The following is a 21,828-nucleotide window of genomic DNA, read 5'->3' on the forward strand; positions in this document are numbered from 1 at the left end:
TAAGCCTCTGTTTTTGTCATATATTTTGTTTTTATTAATCATAAGCAATTGAAAAGTATATTAATATTTAATAATAAATTATAGGTAAAAAGTTATCTTAAGGTGTGGATAAGTATAAATCTGCGCTGTAGAATCATTGGCCATCGCTTGATCAAATTTATATCAATAACAGACTACAGGGCAGTGAAAGTCGTGCTACAGACAACCTGGCAGCAGTGCGTTGAGCACCTAAGGGATGAGCTTCCTTCTCAACAGTTTAATACATGGATCCGGCCTCTTCAGGCGGAATTCTATTCTCATCAACTGATTTTGTTTGCGCCTAACCGCTTTGTTCAGGATTGGGTCAGAGACAAGTTTCATAGCAGGATCATTGAGTTTGTCAAAACACAGACAGGCAATGATCAACTTACCGTTGATATTGAAGTGGGGGGTGGTAACAGCATCCAATCAGCAGCGTTGAGCCGGAGTCCGGAAACCGCTCGCAAGATGGAGATTCCGGATGCTGCGGAAAAAAACTCTGAGGAGTTGGGTCGTCTTGGAGGCGAGGTGCTGAAAGGTTTCAGCAAAGATCGTGCTAAGGAGTCGTCGCTATCGAAATCGACGCATGATCGACGTGGCAGTGCTACTGCTAAAAAGATGGATCTGATAATTGAGGGGAAGCTTCGACACAAGGGTTCACTGAACAGCGAAAATACCTTTGATAATTTTATCGAGGGTAAGTCTAATCAACTGGCGCGTGCGGCTGCCATGCAGGTTGCCGAAAATCCCGGTGGTGCCTATAACCCGCTTTTTATCTATGGTGGTGTCGGTCTTGGTAAAACCCACCTTATGCACGCTATCGGGAATCATATGCTGGCGCATAAACCTGACGCCAGAGTGGTTTATCTGCATTCCGAAACTTTCGTGGCAACAATGGTGACCGCGCTGCAACTTAACGCCATCAATGAGTTTAAGCGATATTATCGATCGGTGGATGCACTGTTGATTGATGATATTCAGTTTTTTGCAGGCAAAGAGCGTTCTCAGGAGGAGTTCTTTCATACCTTTAACGCTCTGCTTGAAGGTGGTCAGCAGATTATCCTGACCAGCGACAGATACCATAAAGAAATCAATGGGTTGGAAGAGAGGCTCAAGTCTCGTTTTGGTTGGGGTCTGAGTGTTGCCGTAGAACCACCAGAATTGGAGACGCGGGCGGCCATCCTTATTAACAAGGCAGCACAGAGTAATGTCGATCTTCCGGGAGATGCGGCCATGTTTATTGCCCAGCGTCTTCGTTCTCATGTTCGAGAGCTGGAAGGCGCGTTGAAGAAAGTGATTATTCACGCTAATTTCGTGGGTAGACCGATTGATCTGGATCTGGTTAGAGAGGCATTACGGGATCTTTTTGCGTTGCACGATAAATTGGTCTCTGTAGATAATATTCAGCGGACAGTGGCTGAGTACTATAAAATCAAGATGTCTGATATGTTGTCTAAAAGACGTAACCGCTCTGTTGCGCGGCCAAGGCAAATAGCGATGAGCCTGGCCAAGGAACTGACCAACCATAGTCTGCCGGAAATTGGTGACGCATTTGGTGGCCGTGACCATACAACGGTGTTGCATGCGTGTAAGCAGGTCAAGAATCTGCGAGGCAGTTCGCAGGATCTTGCCGAGGACTACAATAATTTGCTGCGCGCCTTAGCGACATGAAAGCTAACAATTAACTGAAATCTTTGACTTAACCGAGATTGGATTATGCAATTTACAATAACCAGGGATGCGATTCTTAAGCCACTGCAGTTGGCGGCCGGTGTGGTCGAGCGACGACACACTTTGCCCGTGTTGGCTAACGTACTGCTCACATTAAAAAACGGTGTGCTTGAGATTACGGGTACAGATCTGGAAGTTGAGCTTATCGGGCGCGTCAGGGTAAACGATGGAAGCCGTGAGGGGGAAGTAACAGTACCCGGACGCAAGTTGTTGGATATCTGCAAGTCTTTGCCTGAAGAAGCGCAACTGGATTTTCTCCTGGAAGAGAATAAATTCATCGTTAAGGCAGGTCGCAGCCGCTTTACGTTGGCTACCCTGCCGGCCTCTGATTTTCCAGTAACTGTGGATGAGCCTGGTACTTTTGAGGTTCACATTGAGCGTAGTCAGCTCAAGGCCCTGATTGATTCATGTGCCTTTGCCATGGCACAGCAGGATGTCCGTTATTATCTTAACGGTATGTTGTTTGAGGTAGGGCCGTCCTGGTTCAGAGTTGTTGCAACAGATGGTCATCGTCTGGCTATGCATACGACAGGACTGGAGACTGGGGCGACTGAGGTTCAGCAGTTGATTGTTCCCCGAAAGGGTGTCCTGGAGTTATCAAGGCTTCTGGCGGAACCTGGTGATGAAGATTTGGCGTTGCTGATTGGTTTGAGTCATATCCGGGCAAAACTAAAAGACTTTACCTTTACTTCCAAGTTGGTGGATGGGAAATTCCCGGATTATCAGCGGGTCCTACCTAAGGGCGGTGACAAAACAGTGCTGGGTGACAAGAGCACCTTACGGCAGGCATTCAATAGAGCGTCCATTCTGTCTAACGAAAAGTATCGCGGTGTGCACTTGCAGTTTAACGGTGAGGAACTGACCATTCTTGCGAACAACCCTGAGCAGGAAGAAGCCGAAGATATGGTTGCAGTAGAGTATGACGGCGATAGACTTGAGATAGGATTTAACGTCAGTTATCTTCTGGATGTATTAAACGTATTGGACAGTGATAAAGTGAAATTTACACTTTCAGATTCAAATAGTAGCGCCCTAGTGGAAGCAGTTTCTCCGTCTGACGCTCTCTATGTTGTTATGCCCATGCGTCTGTAACGAATTTTACCAGGGCAGCATGTCCATCCTGACGAGTTATTCAGTTGACTGCTTTCGTAATTTGAAGGCAGTCGACTTTAAACCCTCTCCTGGCTTTAATCTGATCTGTGGTCCTAACGGCAGCGGTAAAACCAGCCTTCTCGAGAGCATTCATTATCTTAGTGTCGGCCGTTCTTTTCGTACACATAAAATATCTCCGTTGCTGCAAGTGGATCAGCAAAGCTTTCTGATTGTTGCAGGCATTGAGGGGAAAGAAGGTCGCATCGGCCTGAGCAAGAGCCGTCAAGGCTTACTTGATCTGAGAGTTTTTTCAGAGAGTCAAAAGAACTTTCAGACAGTCGCTGAACTTCTACCCCTTCAGTTAATTAATTCAGATAGCTTTTCATTACTAGAGGGTGGTGCCAAGCTCCGGCGACGTTTTCTTGATTGGATGATGTTCCACGTGGAACATTCTTTTATTTCTCGATGGCGGGATTATCGAAGGGCTGTGAGTCAGAGGAACGCTGTTCTCAAATCAATGTCACGCGAAGGGTTCGGGGCTCTTAGTAGGGTTGAACAGGAAGGGCTGCTTCTAGTATGGGAGCATGAAATTGCGACTTTGGGTGAGCTCATTGACTCTGATAGACGGTTGCTGTTTGACTTGCTACTGCCCTATTTCCGGGAAATAGCCAAGGACTTTCTTCCGCACTATGAGCTGGGCTTTGAATTCAAGTCGGGTTGGGATAATTCAGAATCACTCGCCAATACACTTAGAGATGCAAGGCCGCGAGAGCTTCAATACGGCATGACGCTATATGGGCCGCATCGTGCAGACTTTCAAATTAGAAGTGATGGTGTGCTTGCAGCAGAGATATTGAGTCGAGGTCAGATCAAATTATTGGTATGTGCTCTCAAGTTGGCGGCAGGCCAATTGATTGATAGGCTGAGATTTGAGAAGACTGAGCAAGTTAATCGATGTACCTATCTTATAGATGACCTTGCGTCAGAACTCGACCGAGAGAATCGGGCGAAAGTCATCGAAAGATTGGCGAAGTCAGGTGCCCAGTGCTTTTTCACAGCGATTGAAGCAGAAGATCTGCCCGAAGTGGCAGAAATAAGTCTCAAGACCTCAGGCAAGTTCCACGTGGAACATGGTAAAATACGCAGTGCGTGAAAATCCAATATGGAGAATGAAATGACTACGGAATCAACATACGATTCGTCCAGCATTAAAGTGCTTAAAGGCCTTGATGCCGTACGAAAGCGCCCTGGCATGTATATTGGCGATACCGAAGATGGCACAGGTCTGCACCACATGGTGTTTGAGCTTGTGGACAACTCCATCGACGAAGCGCTGGCTGGGCATTGCGACGAGATCACCGTGGTTGTTCATGTGGGTGAAGCTATCTCCGTTTATGACAACGGACGTGGTATTCCTACGGAAATGCACGCCGAAGGCGTTTCAGCCGCCGAAGTCATTATGACGGTACTGCACGCTGGCGGAAAATTCGACGACAACAGCTACAAGGTGTCAGGCGGCTTGCATGGGGTCGGCGTATCTGTAGTTAACGCCCTATCCGAAGAGCTAAAACTGACTATTCGCCGGGGCGGCAAGGTCCACGAACAGTACTACGCTCATGGCGTACCGCAGGCACCTTTAAAAGTGGTTGGCGATACTGACGTGACGGGCACAGAAACGTTTTTCAAGCCCTCCGCTGACACCTTCAAGAATATTGAATTTCACTATGACATTCTGGCCAAAAAGCTACGCGAGCTGGCCTTCTTGAACGCTGGTGTCACGATCAATCTGAAAGATGAACGCAGTGGCAAGCAGGATACTTATAAATATGATGGAGGCTTGAGAGCCTTTGTTGAATATCTGAACACGAATAAAACGCCTATAAACAAAATATTTCACTTCCAGGCCGAGCGTCCGGACGACGGCATCAGCGTTGAAGTCGCGCTACAGTGGAATGATACGTACCAGGAAAACATATTTCCCTATACCAATAATATCCCCCAACGTGATGGCGGTACCCACCTGGCCGGCTTTCGCAGTGCTTTGACTCGCGTACTGAAAACCTATATTGATAAGGAAGTCGCAGCCAAAAAAGGCAAGGAAGTCACAACCACAGGCGATGATGCCCGTGAAGGCCTGACAGCGGTGATTTCAGTTAAGGTTCCCGATCCGAAATTCTCATCTCAGACCAAGGATAAACTGGTCTCATCTGAGGTGAAAACCGCAGTAGAACAAGAGATGGTTTCTCATTTCACGGATTTCTTGCTGGAAAACCCCAATGAAGCCAAGCAGATTGTTGGCAAGATGATAGACGCGGCAAGAGCCCGTGAGGCAGCCCGTAAGGCCAGAGAAATGACTCGTCGTAAGGGCGCTCTCGACATGGCCGGGCTCCCGGGCAAACTGGCTGATTGTCAGGAAAAGGACCCGGCACTCTCTGAACTTTACATTGTGGAGGGTGATTCCGCGGGTGGTTCTGCCAAGCAAGGCAGGAATCGCAAGAATCAGGCAATCCTGCCACTGAAGGGTAAAATCCTGAATGTGGAGAAAGCGCGCTTTGACAAGATGTTAAGCTCCGCTGAAATTGGCACCTTGATCAAGGCTCTCGGTTGTGGCATTGGCAAGGAAGAGTTCTCCGCAGACAGCTTGCGATATCACCGCATCATCATCATGACCGATGCCGATGTTGATGGATCCCATATCCGTACACTATTGCTAACCTTCTTTTTCCGGCAAATGCGTGAGCTTGTGGAGCGTGGCTATGTCTATATCGCCCAACCACCGCTCTACAAGGTGAGAAAAGGTAAGCAGGAGCAATACTTGAAAGATGACGATGAACTGGCTCGTTATCAGACTCAGATCGCACTTGAAGGTGCCAGCCTGCATGTGAACAAGGATGCTCCGGCTATTTCTGGTGATGCCCTGGAAGCCATGGTGAAGCAATACCATTCCACTTATGCCATGATTAAGCGCCTGGAGCGTCTGTATCCCAGTGAAATTCTGGAAGCCATGATTTACACGACGCCACTGACGCCAGAGGAATATAATCAGGAGGCCATAACTGCCTGGCTATCAAAGTTGCATGAGCAACTGAAAATCATTCACCCCAAGACTTCCTTATGCTACATCATGACTCCTTATGAGGATCCGGAAAGACACATTTTCCTGCCAAATGTGATTCATAGCCTGCATGGACTGACTCGCGATTTCCGCTTCAGCAAGGACTTCTTCGGTTCAGGAGAGTATCGTGCACTGCGTAAGCTAGGGCAAATGCTGGACGGCCTGATCGAAGACGGTGCCTTTGTGAAGCGCGGAGAAAAAACCGAGGAAATTCAATCGTTTGGGGATGCTTTGCAATGGCTCACCAACGACGCAATGAAGGGTCACTATCTGCAGCGCTATAAGGGATTAGGCGAAATGAACCCCGATCAACTATGGGAAACCACCATGGATCCTGACAGTCGCCGTATGTTACAGGTGACCATCGAAGATGCGATAAGTGCAGATCAGCTATTTACAACACTGATGGGTGATCAGGTTGATCCACGCCGTGAATTCATCGAATCAAATGCTCTGGCCGTTCAGAACCTGGATATTTAAAAGTAGTCAGGACAGTCCCAGGCTGTCCTTATGGTTCGCCACCCATTGATCAAAGTCGGCGGCAAGTTCCTTTGAAGACTTGCCCTCGACTGTCAGCGGCTTGCCGACCACAACGTCAATGACTCCGGGATTCTTGATAATTGTGCCTGGCGGCCAACATCTTCCTGCATTGTGAAGTACCGGAATAGCCATGGTTTCGGTCGCCACAGCCAGTTGTGCACCACCTCGGGAAAATTTTCCCAAACGGCCGGCTGTCCCACGAGTGCCTTCAGGAAAAACCAATACTGAGATTCCATCCTTTATTCTTGCGCTCCCCTGGGTCAGTAAGGACTTGCCAGCCTCTCTTGGTTTACTTCGGTCGATTGCGATTGGTTGCTGTAATTTCAGCGCCCAGCCCCAGAACGGAATATCCAGCAATTCTTTTTTGAGGATCGGACAAACCGGGGTAAACAACTGATACAGAAAAATAGTTTCCCAGGTACTTTGATGATTGCTCAGGACAACCACGGGCGTGGCAGGGATATTCTCCAGTCCCTGTATGCGATAACTGATACCACAGGTGATGCGCAACCAGCCTAGCACCAGTCGACACCACAGCGCGTACAGATAGAAACGACGTTTTGCTGGCAGTAGCCAGAACAACAGGAATATCAGAGTGGAGACGATGAAGGTTAGCGCTGCATAACCAACAAAAAACAACCATGAACGTATTTTCATCAACATCTTGGAAACAGCTCCCTGTCCACCTGAGTGGCAAGAATGACATCTACAAATTCGCTCAAGTTCCGGTAAATCGCGCAGTTGGAAAACGCTGAGGGCAAACCTTCCGATATGGTACGTTCCCCTTTGCCGCTCCGAACCAGGATTGGTGTACAGCCGGCTGCGATTGCGGCCTGTAAGTCGCGCAGACTATCACCTACCATCGGTACGCCAGATAATTCAAGTCCATACTCGGCACTAATCTGATCAAGCAGCCCGGGTTCGGGTTTGCGACATACGCAACCGGATTCAGGTCCGTGGGGGCAATAAAAAAAGCCAGAAATCAGACCTCCCTGCTCCTCCACCAGGTCGGAAAGATATTGATGAATGCAGGCCAGGGCGAATTCATTTAACAGGCCTCTGGCGATTCCGGATTGATTGGTGGCAACCACGACAGTAAAGCCAGCCTGGCTCAGGCGTGCTATAGCTTCAATGCTGCCAGGAATGGGCGTGCACTCATCCACTGACTTGATAAAGGCGTCCGAGTCCTCGTTAATCACCCCGTCGCGATCAAGGATAATCAGCCTGCTTTGTTGTGATGCCATAAGCATTAGCTTCTGTGCAGGCAGGATACATCCGCAACCTGTAGGAAGATGTTGCGCAGCTCAGATAACAGAGTCAATCTGTTCGCACGAACTTGCTGATCATCTGCCATTACCAGCACCTGATCAAAGAATGCATCAACGTGATCACGAATGGCTGCCAGCTTCTCAAGCCCGCTGGTGTATTCGCGCTGTTCAAACAGGGGCTGAACCAGCGCCAGGGTGTCGACCAATGCATCAGCGAGTTTGATTTCTGCATCTTCCGCGAGCAATGACGGGTCTATTGTGGCAGGCAGTGTGCCATCGAACTTCTGCAGAATATTGGAAACGCGTTTATTCGCGGCCGCCAGTGCACCACTCTCGGGCAGTTGTGCGAAGCGATTGACGGCGTGGACACGCAAGGCAAAATCCAGCGGCTTGACGGGTTTCAGTTCCATAACGGACTGGAAGACTTCCGCAGAAACGCCTTCGCCCAGATACCATGCCCTGAAGCGCTCCAACATAAAATCGAATACCTGTTGCGCTGTTTCCTGCGGAACAGACACACCCTGCTTCAGGTAGCTATCCAGGGAGTCATGAATCGCCTTTGACAGGTCCAGGTCCAGCGATTTTTCAACCAGCGTGCGCAGTACACCCAATGCCGCGCGACGCAAGGCAAAGGGGTCTTTTGAGCCGGTCGGTGGCTGGCCGATGGCAAACAAACCGCAAATGGTATCCAGTTTCTCGGCGATCGCCAGCACGGCGCCGGTCAGAGTATCAGCAACAGCATCCCCGGCGTAGCGCGGCAGGTATTGCTCATTGATTGCCTGTGCGACCTCAGCAGATTCGCCATCGTGCAGAGCATAGTAATAACCCATAATACCCTGCAGCTCCGGGAACTCGCCAACCATCTGCGTAACCAGGTCGCATTTGCCAAGCAACGCTGCTCTCTCGCAGGGAGCCGGGTCAAGATTGAGCGCATCTGCGATTTGAAGCGCAAGCAGCGCCACACGCCGACTTTTTTGCTCGACAGTGCCCAGTTGCTGCTGAAAGACGATATTGCCCAATTGCTGCAGGCGATTACCCAGAGGTTCTTTGCGATCCGTCTCATAGAAAAACGCTGCATCCGCAAGACGAGGCCGGATCACCCGTTCGTTACCCGCCACCACCTGGTCGGGATCATTACTTTCAAGGTTGGCGACGGCGACAAAAAATGGCATTAACTGACCTTTGTCGTCCTCGACGTAGAACGTTTTTTGATGGTTTTTCATGGAAGAAACCAGAGCCTCGGCGGGCACTGACAAAAAATGCTCATCGAAACGCCCGGTCAAGGCCACTGGCCATTCGACCATGCTGGTAACCTCGTCCAGCAGATCAGTATCTATTTTCACCTGGGCACCAAGCTTTTCACCCTTCGCCAATACCTGAGCCTGGACCTGGTCTTTGCGCTGCTCGTAGTCGGCGATTACGAAGCCTGGATTGAGCAATTGCTGCTCATAGCTCTTTGGTGACAGAAGCTCGATAGGTTCCTGGCAATGAAAGCGATGCCCCCGGGTAAGTCGGGCACTGCGCACACCAAACAGTTCCGTGTCGATTAGCTCATCACCAAACAACATGACCAGCCAGTAAACAGGTCGAACAAACTCATCGCGGGTACTTCCCCAGCGCATCTTGCGGGGGATGGGCAATTTGGCCAGCGACAGTTGCACAATGCCGGGCAGAAGCGTGCTTGTAGCCGCGCCGGCCTGCACAGCTCGATAGACCAATTTGAGGGTTCCGTCTTTTTCTTCCTGGCCAAGCTCCGACACCTCAACGCCACAGCCGCGCGCGAATCCGGCTGCGGCCGGGGTTGGCTTGCCGTTTTCGTCGAAGGCGGCTTTGACCGCCGGCCCGAATTTTTCCTGTTGCACGTCATCCTGGCGTACGGCCAGGTTCTCGACCCGGACAGCCAGACGTCGCGGACTTGCGAAGGGAACAATCGACTCGTAGGTCAGTCCAGCGGCTTCCAGGCCTGCCCTGACCCCGTTAGTGAATGCTTCAGACAGTCCACGAAGAGACTTGGGTGGTAGTTCGGCACACCCTACTTCTACTAAAAAATCTTTACTTGTCATGGTGATAACTAATTCTGCCCGGAAAATTATTTATGCATTGAGAGCCGCTTCACGCAGCTCTTCGGGTGCCAGCGGAAAGCCCAACTGGCGGCGACTTTCAAAGTAACTCTCAGCAACCTGGCGGGACAGGGTTCGTACCCGCAAAATAAAACGCTGCCGCTCAGTAACAGAAATTGCCTGACGAGCATCTAACAGGTTGAAGTAATGAGAAGCCTTCAGCACCTGCTCATAGGCAGGCAGTGGCAGACCTTTTTCGATCAGGGCCGAACATGCAGCCTCGCACTCATCAAAATTACGGAACAGAGACTCTACATTGGCATGTTCAAAGTTGTAGGCGGACATTTCCACCTCGTTCTGGTGAAAGACATCGCCATAGGTCACGACACCGTCCGGGCCTTCAGTCCAGACCAGATCATACAGGCTGTCCACGCCCTGCAAATACATAGCGATCCGCTCCAGACCATAGGTGATCTCTCCACTGACCGGAAAGCATTCCAGTCCGCCAACCTGCTGGAAGTAGGTGAACTGTGTCACCTCCATGCCATTCAGCCAGACTTCCCAGCCCAGTCCCCAGGCGCCCAGTGTGGGCGACTCCCAGTTATCTTCGACAAAACGGATATCGTGAATATTGGGATCAATGCCCAGGTGTTTAAGAGAGGCAATATACAGATCCTGGATATCCGGCGGCGATGGTTTCAAAATCACCTGAAATTGATAATAGTGCTGCAACCGATTTGGGTTTTCGCCGTAACGCCCGTCAGTTGGTCGCCGCGAAGGCTGCACGTAGGCGGTTCGCCAGCTCTCTGGCCCGATGGCGCGCAAAAAAGTGGCTGGATGAAACGTACCGGCCCCCACTTCCAGATCCAGAGGCTGTAAAACAACACAACCCTGCCTGGCCCAGAATTCCTGAAGCGCCAGAATCAATCCTTGGAAGGTTTTTACGGACACAACTCACCCCAATCTCAATCGGTTGAAAAGGCGCAATTATGCTGGATTAGGCAGTTAATATCCACTGCGCTAAAATGAGCAACCTCAACTGAAGCCCGGACCGGAGTGAGTAACATCGATACCCTGAAGACAACCATCATCAAGGCTTTTCTGAAACTGCTGGCTTTTTTGCCGCTGCGCTTGTTGCACCTGTTGGGAGCCCTGGCAGGTACGCTGATCTATCTACTGCCGACGGAGACACGTCGGGTTACACTGATCAATCTGCGTAGAGCCATGCCAGAAGTGTCTGAACAGGAGCGACGTCGGCTGGCCCGACGCAGCATCTGTGAAACCATAAAAACCGGCCTGGAACTGGGTCATATGTGGTACGGCAAACTGGATCGGATTATGGCGCTGGTCACAAAAGTGGATGGCATGGAGCATGTCACGCAGGCACAGCAAAGCGGCAAGGGCATCATTTATGCGGCGCCTCACCTGGGAAGCTGGGAGCTATTGGGTATCTATGTGTCCACCCTGGCACCCCTCACTACCTTATATAAACCGCCAAAAATCAAAGGACTCAATTCGCTGATTGCCAATTCGCGGGCCAAGGCAGGTGCTGAACTGGTTGCAACGGATCGACATGGCGTGGTGCGGCTGAATAAAACCCTGATGCAGGGCGGCGCAGCCGGCATCCTGCCGGACCAGCAACCCAAATCGGAAGGTGGCGTATTTGCACCATTTTTCAGCATTCCGGCTTACACCATGACGCTGTTGCCAAAACTGGCCGCAAAAACCGGCGCAATTGTTATTTTCGCTTACGCTGAACGACTTCCGGCTGGTCGTGGCTACCGGATAGTATTTGAACCGGCTGACCCCGAAATCAATAGCAAAAATGTCGAACTGGCGGCTGCCGCGATGAACAGGTCTGTGGAGAAATGTGTGCGCTCCCTGCCGAGCCAGTATCAATGGGAATACAAACGCTTCCGAAAGCGGCCCGAAGAGGAATCTGAACGATTCTATTGAGTGGGTATGGTCCGCTCAGCGCCGCCAGAACATGGGCATAAAGAGTACCAGCAGGGTGAAAATTTCCAGTCGGCCAAGCAGCATGGCCAGACACAGTACCCATTTTGCTGGATCCGAAATGTCAGCGTAGTTAGCAGCCACGCCTTCCAGGCCTGGTCCCAGGTTGTTAAGACAGGCTCCAACCGCGCTGAAGGCAGTCAACACCTCCATACCCATGGCCAGCAGGACAATCAACAGGCCCATGTAGACCATTACATAAACGGCAAAGAAACCCCAGACCGCTTCGATAACATTGTCGGGTACCATACGCCGGCCGAGTTTTACCGTAATAATGGCATTGGGATGGATAAGCCGTTTGATCTCACGAATACCCTGCTTAAAAATCAGCAGGATACGAATCACTTTCATGCCCCCACCGGTAGAGCCAGCGCAGGCGCCGATGATGGATGCGTAGATCAGCAGGTACGGTAGAGCATAGGGCCAACTGTTGAAGTCAGCTGTCGAGTAACCAGTAGTCGTTGCAATAGACACTGTCTGAAACAATCCATGCACCAGCGCATTCTGTATATCGTAGGTCTGCGTTGCATAAAGCACTGTGATTGTGAACAGCGCAACGCCGCCCAACACACCTGCATAAAACTTGGTTTCCGGATCCTGCAGGTACTGAATCAGGCTGCGCCGCTGCCAGGCGGTAAAGTGCAGCGCAAAGTTGATACCGGCAATGAACATAAAAAATACAGCAATCAGGTTGATAGTATTGCTGTCAAAATAGCCGATGCTGGCGTCGTAGTTAGAAAAGCCACCAATGGCTACGGTTGTAAAACTGTGGCAGATGGCGTCGAACAAAGACATGCCTGCGCCCCAGTACGCCAGTGTGCAGGCTGCCGTCAGACTCAGGTAGATATACCAGAGCGCTTTGGCAGTTTCTGCCAGCCGTGGCACCAGATTGTCGTTTTTTACCGGCCCCGGGCTTTCGGCACGATATAGCTGCATACCACCAATGCCGAGCATGGGCAGCACGGCGACAGCCAGAGCCACAATACCCATACCACCAAGCCACTGGAGCTGGGCGCGGTAAAACAGAATGGAATTTGGCAGCATTTCCAGGCCCGTCATCACTGTTGCACCGGTGGTCGTCAGGCCTGAGAAGGACTCAAACACAGCATCGGTAATGGACAGGCGCACATCCAGAGAAAACAGGAAGGGTAATGCACCGAAGGTACTGAGTACTGTCCAGAACAGCGTCACGACCAGAAATCCATCACGGGTACGCATTTCTTTTCTGGAGCGCAGGGTAAGGAGCCACAGAGCAAACCCCACCGCAAAGGTGATCATCATCGATTGCCAGAAAGACTGCACTTCTCCGTCACTGTAAATGACCGAGACAATGATGGCCGGCAGGTTCGCCAGAATGCTGAATAACATCAGCAGGACACCCAGAATGCGCGCAACCACAGAAAAGTGCATGACTCAGTTCTGGCCTCGCATCAGAAGAAGGTAAAGGCGACAGCAAACAAGCGCTCCACCTCGGGAATGCGTTTTTTGTCGGTTAGAAACAGAATGACGTGATCCTCCGGCTCGATGACGATATCGTCGTGAGCAATCAGAACTTCCTCGTCACGGACGATTGCTCCGATGGTCGTGCCCGCTGGCAAATCAATATCCTCCAGAGCGCGGCCTACAACCTTGGATGAGTGCGCATCGCCATGGGCAATGGCCTCCATGGCCTCTGCTGCACCACGACGAAGTGAGTGCACATTAACAATGTCGCCTTTGCGGATATGGGTCAACAGACTGCCTATAGATGCCTGTTGTGGTGAAATCGCGATATCAATTTCGCCCCCCTGCACCAGGTCCACGTATGCCGGATTGCTGATCAGGCACATGACCTTTCGTGCCCCGAGTCTTTTGGCCAGTAAGGCGGACATGATATTCGCCTCGTCATCATTGGTCAGCGCCAGAAACACATCGGTGTCGGCTATGCCTTCTTCCTGAAGTAATTTTTTATCCGACGACATACCGTTGAGTACCACGGCCTTGTTCAAATGTTCTGACAGGAAAGTGCAGCGATCGGCATTGAACTCAATAACTTTGACCTGGTAACGCGCCTCCAGTGCAGCTGCCAGTCGCGCCCCGATATTGCCACCGCCGGCGATGATCAGACGTCGGTAGGGTCGATCCATGCGGCGCAGTTCGCTGATAACAGCTTTGATGTTTTTGGGGGCAGCGATAAAAAACACCTCGTCATCGGCTTCGATAACGGTAGAGCCCTCAGGGGTAATGGCTCGGTTACGGCGAAATATTGCAGCTACTCGCGCATCTACCTTCGGCATGTGTTCCCGCAGAAAGCGAATTTCCTGCCCCACCAGCGGGCCACCATAGTAGGCGCGCACGGCGACTAGCTGAGCGTTGCCATCTGCAAAGTCCAGCACCTGAAGTGAGCCCGGCAGGTCGATCAGGCGTTTAATATAATTGGAGACTAGCAGTTCCGGGCTGATCACAACATCAAGCGGGATGGCGTCGGGACGGAACAAGTCCTCTTGCGCAATGTAGGATGCCGAGCGCAGTCGGCAAATCTTTTTGGGTGTTTTGAAAATGGAGTAGGCTATCTGGCAGGCGACCATGTTAATTTCGTCGTTTTCTGTGACGGCGATAATCATGTCGGCATCTTCAGCGCCGGCGGCGCGCAGCACATCAGGGTGAGAAGGCCAGCCCTGCGCGATACCAATATCCAGGCGGTCTTTCAGTTCACGCAAAGCATCAGCATCGGGATCCACCAGAGTAATGTCGGTGTTTTCGCTGGCCAGGTTCTCAGCCAGAGAGGCGCTGACCTGGTTGCAGCCCAGAATGATTATTTTCATGAAAAAGCCGACTCCTGCCGTTTAATCCTGCTGCTGCGGAATTATCCTTTTGCTGGTCAGTACTTACAAGACATTATTGTGGCTGATCCGCGGCTTTTTGAAGCAAAGCATAGAAGAATCCATCCGGACCATGATTTTCTGGCAGCAACTGCCTGCCATGCAGGCATTGTATGCCCCACCGTCCGCTGCTGCCCTCCCCGGATATGGGAATCTCTGTGGCGTCGGGAGTCCGGTGCAGAAATGCCGCTATTTGCAGAGTGTTTTCAGCGGGCAGGATCGAGCAGGTGGTGTAAAGCATCAGGCCGCCAGGTGCCAGGGTGCTCCAGAGCGAATCCAGTAAGCGCGCCTGCAACGCCGCCAGGCGCGGGATATCCTCTGCCCGGCGCAGCAACTTGATGTCGGGCTGGCGTCGGATAATGCCGCTTGCAGAGCATGGCGCATCAAGCAGAACACGGTCAAAGGGACTACCGTCCCACCACTGATCAGGTTTGGTGGCATCGGCGGCTTTCACACGCAAAGCATGTTCCGGCAAGCGGAGTCTCTGCACATTCTGATGCAGACGATTCAGTCGGCGCTCTTCGATGTCCACGGCTGTGATAGAGGCAAGTCGGGGCTGGTTCTCCAGGATATGGCAGGTCTTACCGCCGGGCGCGGCACAGGCATCCAGCACGCTCAAACCCGGTAAAAGCTGCAACAGCCCCGGAATCAATTGTGATGCTTCGTCCTGAACACTGACCCAGCCATCAGCAAAGCCCGGCAAAGCCGACACGGCTACAGCCCGATCCAGATACACGGCGGTTTCAGAAAATTTACCGACTTGCCCTGAAAAACCGGCTTGTTCCAGCTCCAGCAGGTAATCCGCGGCGGATATATGCTGTTGATTAACACGCAGGGTCATGGGTGGATGTTGATTACTCTGATCCAGTACATGTGGGTAGTGTTCTGGCCAGGCTTGTTGAAGCGCATCGGCCAGCCATGCCGGAAACGCATACTGCTCCGCCGTATTGTGCGGCGGAGCAGCACTGTTCTGTTTTTCATCCCGACTACGCTGATAACGCCGCAGCACAGCATTTATCAGTCGCTTGGCCCAGACCTTTTTTAATACCACGGCAGCATTTACGGTTTCATTAATGGCGGCATAGGCTGGCAGCCGCAAATACTCCAGCTGATAGAGGCCGATCAACAGCAGGCAATGAATATCGGCGTCTTTTTTCTTTAATGGCTTGTCCAGAAAGTTTTGAAGCTGAGCTTCCAGCCGATAGAACCAGCGGCAGGTGCCGAAACATAACTCTTGCAGCAACGGTAGTCCCTGCGCGTCATCAGCTGACGTGCCTCGCGGCATCAGATTGGCCAGCGAGCCTTGTTGTCCGCTGATCAGGTGAGTCAGTATGCGGGCAGCTTCTGCGCGTACTTTGGCTGGTGTCATGCCGGGTCCGGCGTTTGCGAGGTGAACTGTTCACCGATGGCGAACATGGCCCGGCGTGCGTTTAATACCTCGCCGACGGGCATCGGATTTTTGCCGGCCAGTTGCAGACTTTCGAGCTGCAATGTGCCGTCACTACAGGCGATCGTGATAAAGGCCTGTCCCTGTGAGTTTTTGTCGTGGCTGATGATGGTGCCAGGAGTCGCCGGGGAGGTGTCAGGGCAGCAGGTCGCCTTGAGAAAACGAATCCGTTCAGTGCCCAAAAAAGTAAATGCCGGATGCCGACCGATGCCGGCACGAATGCAGCGATTGATCTGCTCGGACGATGCCTGCCAGTCGATCAATGCCTCTGCTTTATCGAGTTTGCGGGCGTAGGTGCTCAGGTTATCGTCCTGCTTTTGCGCGTGTGCGGCCAGTTCGCTAAAGCTCTGCGAGCTCTGCAAACAGTGCAGCAATGCCTGCTGGCCCAGAGTCGCCAACCGTTGTTCCAGCGAAACGCGATCATCATCCGGCTTAATCGGGGTTTTCAGGGTGTAAAGCATATCCCCGGTATCCAGGCCGACATCCATTTGCATGATCGTAATCCCGGTTTGCGAGTCTCCAGCAAGAATGGCGCGCTCGATGGGAGCCGCGCCGCGCCAACGGGGGAGTAATGAGGCATGCACATTGATGCAGCCCAGTCTGGGCGTATCGAGAACAGCCTGCGGCAGAATCAGGCCGTAAGCCACCACAATCATCAGGTCGGCGTCCAGTTCAGCAAGTTTCCGCTGTTCTTCGGAGTCCTTCAGTGACGGTGGCTGGAACACGGGGAGACCATGTTTTTCGGCAAGCTGTTTGACCGGGCTGGCCTGCAGTTTTTTTCCGCGACCGGCAGCCCGGTCAGGCTGTGTATAAACGGCCGCAATCTCATGCCCGGCATCGATCAGAGCTTGTAAATGAGAAGCAGCAAAGGCCGGTGTACCGGCAAACACCAGTTTAAGATCTGACATGATTTCCGTTTCAGGCGCTGGCGGCCAGTTTGTGTGCTTTTTCCAGTTTGCTGCGAATGCGCTGTCGCTTCAGAGTGCTTAGATAGTCTACAAACAACTTGCCGTTCAGGTGATCCATCTCATGCTGAATACAGGTGGCCAGCAAACCCTCAACGGTCATTTCGAAGGCCTGGCCCTGTCTGTCGAGAGCTTTAACTATAACCTGGCGCGGCCGACTGACGGTTTCATAAAAACCGGGCACTGACAGGCAGCCTTCGTCGTATTCGGCCAGCTCCTGGTCGACCACGCTGATCGATGGATTGATAAAAACCAGAGGCTCGCTACGATCCTCCGAAACATCAATGACGATGAGCTGGATATGTTCGTTAACCTGCGTAGCTGCCAGACCGATGCCCGGAGCCTCGTACATTGTCTCGAACATATCATCAATAAGCTGCTGCAAGGCGGCATCAAATGTCTTGACTGGTTGCGCAATCGTGCGCAGCCGGGCATCGGGGAACTCTAGAATGTCCAGTCTGGCCATAGCTCACTCCACTAAACCGGATGACAGATCGGGCAACCGTGCGCGATCTGTGCCATAAAAAGAATAACAAATTGTAGCACAGCGAGACCCGGGCGAACCCCCGGAAATTTCAAAGCGAATAATACACGGAGTCTATTGATGCAGTCTGAGCAATTGCAGGACTGGTTATTGCTGTACCACGGCGCGAAGGCCAGTGGCCGCCGCCTATCCCGCCTGCTGCATAGCCTGGGTGATCCGGGACGTGTGCTGGATCAGCCGGTGTCATTGCTGACAGCATCTGGTCTGGAACCTGCGTTGGCAGAGGCCATCAGCCGCGCAAGGGAGCCGCAGTCAGTCGCGCATCAGCGCATGCTGCTTGATATGGACTGGCTGACGCAGCCCGGTCATCATATTTTGTGCTGGCCGGATGCATTCTACCCGCCACTTTTGCGGGAAATCGCCGACCCTCCGCCGGTGCTTTATGTTGCAGGAGATCCGCAGGTGCTAAGCCAGCCCATGCTGGCGATCGTTGGCAGCCGCAACAGCTCCCGTTATGGCCGTGATATTGCCGCCACCCTCAGTCGTGAGCTCTGCCGCGCGGGACTGGTCATCAGTAGTGGCCTGGCCAGCGGAATTGATACGGCAGCTCACCGTGCCGCTGTGGAAAATTGCAGACCAACGGTTGCGGTGTTGGGCAGTGGCCTGAAGAATGTGTATCCACTCGCTAATCGTCAATTGGCATCAAAGATAACAGGTGGTGAGGTCAATGGCGCGGTGGTATCAGAGTTTCCCCTGAACACGGCACCTGATACTTTTCACTTTCCCCAGCGCAATCGCATAATCAGCGGAATGAGTCTGGGCGTATGCGTAGTAGAGGCCAGTCTGCGTAGCGGCTCCCTGATCACAGCCCGACTGGCGCTGGAGCAAAACCGAAACGTCTTTGCAGTGCCCGGTTCAGTCAACATGCCAGGCAGTCGAGGTTGTCATCAGCTATTGCGTGACGGTGCCACCCTGACCGAAAATGCCGCCGACGTGATTGACGCCTTGCAACCGCTGTTGCAAGGTCAGATTGAGCTCTTGGAGAAGGTTAAGGAACAGACCAGCCGTGCGCGACTGCCTTCAGGCTGTCGCGATTTGTTCAAATTGATCGGTGATGACCCCATCACGACAGATCAATTGCAGAGGCTGTCGGGTCTGTCTCATGCTGAGCTTGCCGCGCGGCTTCTGAAACTGGAAATCAGTGGGCATATCTACAGATCAGCTGGAAAATGGGCCTTGAATCGTTAAGGTAAACAGGAAATGCGTATTAATGAATTGGCGGTAAGTCAGGCGGCTTCTGTTGTCCACAGTGGCGGTATCATCGCGTACCCGACAGAAGCTGTGTGGGGTCTGGGCTGTGATCCCGATAATGAGCAAGCCTGTTTCGACTTGTTGCAGATCAAACAACGACCGGTTGAAAAAGGTATGATACTGGTAGCTGCGTCTACAGATCAGCTCGACTTTCTGCTGAAAATGCTCAGCACTTCAGAACAACAACAACTTGCCCGGGCCTGGCAACATCAGGCAGAAAGTGGTCCGGTGACGTTTCTTGTGCCGGATCTGGCATCGCAGGTTCCACTGTGGATTAAAGGTCAGCATCCTGCCGTGGCCGTTCGTGTCAGCAGTCATCCGCTGGTGAAGGCACTTTGCGAGCGTGTTGGTGGTCCGGTTGTTTCAACCTCGGCAAATCTTGCGGGCCGACCGGCGGTACGGACCAGAGTACAGTTGGAGAAGCAACTGGGACACAAGCTGGATTTTATTTTGCCGGGCAGCCTTGGCGGTGCGGCTAAACCTTCAAAAATTATTGATCTTGCCAGTGGCAGGGTTATGCGGGCTGACTGACAGATATAATGTCAGCGATGCAACAGGAGAGCGCAAATGTCGGGAGAAAATACCAGGTCTCAACAAGTCGATGCGGATGCTGTCAAAGCGTTTTTACTGCGCTTGCAGAATTCAATCTGCGATCGCCTGGCGAGCATTGACGGCCGCCAGACTTTTCATGAGGATGCCTGGCAACGCGAAAGCGGAGGAAGCGGGATTACCCGGGTGATCAGTGATGGTGCGGTGTTTGAAAAAGGCGGTGTGAATTTTTCGCATGTATTTGGTGATTCTCTGCCGCCAGCCGCCTCGGCCAGTCGACCGGAGATGGCCGGGCGCAGCTTTCAGGCTATGGGAGTCTCGCTGGTTATTCACCCGGATAATCCGTTTGTACCGACATCTCATGCCAATTTCCGGTTTTTTATTGCCGAGAAAGAAGGCGAGGCACCAGTATGGTGGTTTGGTGGTGGATACGACCTGACGCCCTATTACGGTAATGTCGAGGACTGTCAGCATTGGCACAGGGTTGCCAAGGCAGCCTGCGACGCGCATGGCGAACACCTCTACCCCCGTTTCAAAAAAGAGTGTGATGAGTATTTCTATCTGCCGCATCGACAGGAAACCCGTGGCATTGGTGGTCTGTTCTTCGATGACTTCAACGAGATGCCTTTTGAGCAGAGCTTTGCCATGGTGCAGCAGTTGGCTGACAGTTATGTAGAAGCCTATGCGCCTGTTGTTGAGGCACGCAAGAACACTCCATTTACGGAACAGCACAAACAGTTTCAGCGTTACCGCCGTGGCCGGTATGTGGAGTTCAATCTGGTGTATGACCGGGGAACGCTGTTTGGTCTGCAATCAGGCCTGGGTCGTGTGGAATCGATTTTGATGTCGCTGCCGCCAGAGGTGCGCTGGGTTTATGATTGGCACCCTGAGCCAGACAGTGAGGAAGCTCGTCTGTACACTGACTTTCTGGGCGCGCGGGATTGGATCTGATGACATTGACGCCAGACCGCTACGCCGTTACTGGTTACCCTGTGACGCACAGCAAATCACCCATGATTCACGCGCTGTTTGCCAAACAGACCGGACAATCAATGGTCTACGAGCGGCTCGAGCTGGCGCCGGAAGACTTCCCTGATGGGGTGAATGACTTTTTTGCGGCGGGAGGCAAAGGACTTAATGTTACGGTGCCGCACAAGGAGAGTGCCTGGCAGTTGGCCCAGTGGCGGACGCCGAATGCTGAGCTGGCAGGAGCGGTTAACACGCTGTACATGCTGGATGATGGTCGCCTGGCTGGCGATAACACTGACGGGACAGGTCTGGTACGGGACCTAGAAATAAATCACGCGTCCAGCCTTAAAGGCAGCAACATATTGATTCTGGGCGCTGGCGGTGCTGTGCGTGGAGTTATTCCCAGGCTCATCGATGCGGGGCCGGAATCGCTGACGGTAGTTAATCGTACTCTGGCAAGGGCGCAGGCACTGGCGCAGCACTTTGCAGATCTCATGCCTGTGCGGGTGCTGTCGTATGAGCAACTCAGTACCTCAGGTTTCTCACCCGACTGGATAATCAATGGCAGCTCCAGTGGCCTGCAGGGTGAGATGCCGCCGTTGCCGGATAGTTTGATCAGACCACAAACTGGATGCTATGACATGGTTTATGCGCCTGGCGGCACAGTGTTTCAGCATTGGGCACAGGAACGGGGAGCCGCGCTGGCGCTGGATGGCAGTGGCATGCTGGTTGAGCAGGCTGCTGAATCATTTCGTATCTGGCGGGGCGTCATGCCCAGGACGGCGCCGGTTATCAAGGCACTTCAGGCTGAATTGGCCAGATAACGGTCTTTAAGCTCCCGGTACTTATTGGCTGTATAAGTGAAAAAAGCCCGCTCCTGTTCGGTGAGAGGCCGGGCCTGTTTGGCCGGCGATCCGACATACAGAAAGCCACTTTTCAGGGTTTTGCCTGGTGGTACCAGACTGCCGGCGCCGAGGATAACTTCCGACTCAACAATCGCACCGTCCATCACAGTGGCTCCCATACCGACAAGCACTCGGTCCTGAATTGTGCAACCGTGCAACATGACCTTATGCCCGACCGTCACATCATCGCCTATATTGCAGGGAAACCCACCGGGGTTAAAGGGGCCATCGTGGGTGACATGCACGACGGACGCATCCTGGATACTGCTGCGCTTGCCGATACGAATCTGGTGGATATCGCCTCGGATGACAGCCATAGGCCAGATTGAGGAGTCTTCACCAATGTCGACATTGCCGATCACAACGGCAGAGTCGTCCACGAATACGCGGCTGCCCATGATCGGTTGATGTTCTTCAAATGCTCTGACGGACATGTTGCCTCTTCGTTCATCTGGTGAAAGGAATGCTGTGCTGACAATGGTATGATGATGCTTTATTTC

General features: G+C 52.3%; 19 protein-coding genes. 9 read left to right on the plus strand and 10 right to left on the minus strand.

Annotated elements, in window-relative coordinates; translation table 11 throughout:
• The first annotated feature begins 192 nt into the window (after positions 1 to 192).
• From dnaA to gyrB, 4 genes are read left to right on the plus strand one after another with little or no spacing between them, the layout of a single operon-like run.
• A complete protein-coding gene (dnaA, locus tag PS2015_RS00005) occupies positions 193 to 1,689 on the plus strand; it encodes a chromosomal replication initiator protein DnaA (protein WP_058023057.1) in 1,497 nt (498 codons plus the stop codon).
• Positions 1,690 to 1,734: 45 nt separating this feature from the next.
• Positions 1,735 to 2,841 (plus strand): DNA polymerase III subunit beta, encoded by a 1,107-nt coding sequence (gene dnaN / locus PS2015_RS00010; protein ID WP_058020238.1) that lies wholly within the window; start codon positions 1,735 to 1,737, stop codon positions 2,839 to 2,841.
• A 19-nt stretch (positions 2,842 to 2,860) separates the two neighbouring features.
• Positions 2,861 to 3,994 (plus strand): DNA replication/repair protein RecF, encoded by a 1,134-nt coding sequence (recF, locus tag PS2015_RS00015; RefSeq protein ID WP_169792244.1) that lies wholly within the window; start codon positions 2,861 to 2,863, stop codon positions 3,992 to 3,994.
• Positions 3,995 to 4,015: 21 nt separating this feature from the next.
• Positions 4,016 to 6,436 carry a DNA topoisomerase (ATP-hydrolyzing) subunit B gene (gene gyrB, locus PS2015_RS00020; RefSeq protein ID WP_058023058.1) on the plus strand — a complete coding sequence of 807 codons (2,421 nt, stop codon included), beginning with the start codon at positions 4,016 to 4,018 and terminating at the stop codon, positions 6,434 to 6,436.
• 6 nt (positions 6,437 to 6,442) lie between these two features.
• Here the strand turns inward: gyrB and PS2015_RS00025 are convergent, their stop codons facing one another.
• From PS2015_RS00025 to glyQ, 4 genes are read right to left on the minus strand one after another with little or no spacing between them, the layout of a single operon-like run.
• The gene (locus PS2015_RS00025; RefSeq protein WP_058020240.1) at positions 6,443 to 7,159 is read right to left on the minus strand and encodes a lysophospholipid acyltransferase family protein; all 717 of its coding nucleotides are present in this window, start codon (positions 7,157 to 7,159) and stop codon (positions 6,443 to 6,445) included.
• Positions 7,153 to 7,740, minus strand: coding sequence for a D-glycero-beta-D-manno-heptose 1,7-bisphosphate 7-phosphatase (gmhB, locus tag PS2015_RS00030; protein ID WP_058023059.1), 588 nt, complete (start codon positions 7,738 to 7,740; stop codon positions 7,153 to 7,155). Before gmhB ends, PS2015_RS00025 begins: the two co-directional genes overlap by 7 nt.
• Positions 7,741 to 7,745: 5 nt before the next feature.
• Entirely contained in the window at positions 7,746 to 9,827 is a 2,082-nt protein-coding gene (glyS, locus tag PS2015_RS00035) for a glycine--tRNA ligase subunit beta (protein ID WP_058020241.1), read from the minus strand.
• A 30-nt stretch (positions 9,828 to 9,857) separates the two neighbouring features.
• Positions 9,858 to 10,775, minus strand: coding sequence for a glycine--tRNA ligase subunit alpha (glyQ, locus tag PS2015_RS00040; protein WP_058020242.1), 918 nt, complete (start codon positions 10,773 to 10,775; stop codon positions 9,858 to 9,860).
• 105 nt (positions 10,776 to 10,880) lie between these two features.
• Here glyQ and PS2015_RS00045 point away from each other — a divergent pair, with 105 nt between their 5' ends.
• Positions 10,881 to 11,780: a lysophospholipid acyltransferase family protein gene (locus PS2015_RS00045; RefSeq protein ID WP_058020243.1), complete on the plus strand. Its 900-nt coding sequence runs from the start codon at positions 10,881 to 10,883 to the stop codon at positions 11,778 to 11,780.
• A gap of 15 nt (positions 11,781 to 11,795) precedes the next feature.
• Here the strand turns inward: PS2015_RS00045 and PS2015_RS00050 are convergent, their stop codons facing one another.
• The 5 genes from PS2015_RS00050 to def all read right to left on the minus strand — a co-directional run bounded on the left by PS2015_RS00050 (position 11,796) and on the right by def (position 17,576).
• The gene (locus tag PS2015_RS00050; RefSeq protein WP_058020244.1) at positions 11,796 to 13,247 is read right to left on the minus strand and encodes a TrkH family potassium uptake protein; all 1,452 of its coding nucleotides are present in this window, start codon (positions 13,245 to 13,247) and stop codon (positions 11,796 to 11,798) included.
• 20 nt (positions 13,248 to 13,267) lie between these two features.
• Positions 13,268 to 14,641: a Trk system potassium transporter TrkA gene (gene trkA, locus PS2015_RS00055; protein WP_058020245.1), complete on the minus strand. Its 1,374-nt coding sequence runs from the start codon at positions 14,639 to 14,641 to the stop codon at positions 13,268 to 13,270.
• 73 nt (positions 14,642 to 14,714) lie between these two features.
• Positions 14,715 to 16,067, minus strand: coding sequence for a 16S rRNA (cytosine(967)-C(5))-methyltransferase RsmB (rsmB, locus tag PS2015_RS00060; protein ID WP_058020246.1), 1,353 nt, complete (start codon positions 16,065 to 16,067; stop codon positions 14,715 to 14,717).
• Positions 16,064 to 17,056 carry a methionyl-tRNA formyltransferase gene (fmt, locus tag PS2015_RS00065; protein WP_156412607.1) on the minus strand — a complete coding sequence of 331 codons (993 nt, stop codon included), beginning with the start codon at positions 17,054 to 17,056 and terminating at the stop codon, positions 16,064 to 16,066. The genes rsmB and fmt overlap by 4 nt, the downstream gene beginning before the upstream one ends.
• Positions 17,057 to 17,063: 7 nt before the next feature.
• A complete protein-coding gene (gene def, locus PS2015_RS00070) occupies positions 17,064 to 17,576 on the minus strand; it encodes a peptide deformylase (protein ID WP_058020248.1) in 513 nt (170 codons plus the stop codon).
• A 138-nt stretch (positions 17,577 to 17,714) separates the two neighbouring features.
• Here def and dprA point away from each other — a divergent pair, with 138 nt between their 5' ends.
• Genes dprA through aroE form a run of 4 tightly spaced genes read left to right on the plus strand, consistent with a single transcriptional unit; the run spans position 17,715 to position 21,247 of the window.
• Positions 17,715 to 18,842, plus strand: coding sequence for a DNA-processing protein DprA (dprA, locus tag PS2015_RS00075; protein WP_058020249.1), 1,128 nt, complete (start codon positions 17,715 to 17,717; stop codon positions 18,840 to 18,842).
• A gap of 12 nt (positions 18,843 to 18,854) precedes the next feature.
• Positions 18,855 to 19,436: an L-threonylcarbamoyladenylate synthase type 1 TsaC gene (tsaC, locus tag PS2015_RS00080; protein WP_058020250.1), complete on the plus strand. Its 582-nt coding sequence runs from the start codon at positions 18,855 to 18,857 to the stop codon at positions 19,434 to 19,436.
• Between the two features lie 36 nt (positions 19,437 to 19,472).
• Positions 19,473 to 20,405, plus strand: coding sequence for an oxygen-dependent coproporphyrinogen oxidase (gene hemF, locus PS2015_RS00085; RefSeq protein WP_058020251.1), 933 nt, complete (start codon positions 19,473 to 19,475; stop codon positions 20,403 to 20,405).
• On the plus strand, positions 20,405 to 21,247 hold the full coding sequence (gene aroE, locus PS2015_RS00090; RefSeq protein ID WP_058020252.1) for a shikimate dehydrogenase: 843 nt from the start codon (positions 20,405 to 20,407) through the stop codon (positions 21,245 to 21,247). Before hemF ends, aroE begins: the two co-directional genes overlap by 1 nt.
• Here the strand turns inward: aroE and PS2015_RS00095 are convergent.
• Positions 21,226 to 21,762, minus strand: coding sequence for a gamma carbonic anhydrase family protein (locus tag PS2015_RS00095; protein WP_058023060.1), 537 nt, complete (start codon positions 21,760 to 21,762; stop codon positions 21,226 to 21,228). The two genes, aroE and PS2015_RS00095, sit on opposite strands and share 22 nt — an antisense overlap.
• Positions 21,763 to 21,828: the final 66 nt, after the last annotated feature.

It is taken from the genome of Pseudohongiella spirulinae, assembly GCF_001444425.1.
Classification (GTDB): domain Bacteria; phylum Pseudomonadota; class Gammaproteobacteria; order Pseudomonadales; family Pseudohongiellaceae; genus Pseudohongiella; species Pseudohongiella spirulinae.